Raw genomic sequence first — 396 nt, forward strand, 5'->3', positions numbered from 1 at the left:
GAGCTTTACTATCGCTTGAAATAGTTTTCAGGAAACGCCTATATGAATGCTCCGTTTACATATTCATCGCCCACGCTTAGCGTAGAAGCCCTTAAGCACTCTATCGCTTACAAGCTGATGTTTACGATTGGAAAGGACCCGGTCGTCGCCAATAAACATGAATGGCTGAACGCAACGTTATTTGCTGTGCGCGATCGTCTCGTGGAGCGCTGGTTACGTTCAAACCGTGCCCAGTTGTCGCAAGAAACTCGTCAGGTTTACTACCTGTCGATGGAGTTCCTGATGGGCCGTACGCTGGGCAATGCGCTGCTGGCGATGGGCATTTATGACGATCTTAATCAGGCGCTGGATGAGATGGGACTCAACCTCAGCGAACTGATGGAAGAGGAAAACGAT

1 pseudogene is annotated in these 396 nt (G+C 49.5%); it reads left to right on the forward strand.

The features are described 5' to 3' along the window. Nucleotides 1-42: 42 nt before the first annotated feature. Nucleotides 43-396 (forward strand): annotated as a pseudogene (locus SB775_RS27655) (hypothetical protein); the annotation flags it as partial.

This window comes from Peribacillus sp. SIMBA_075 (assembly GCF_046534585.1).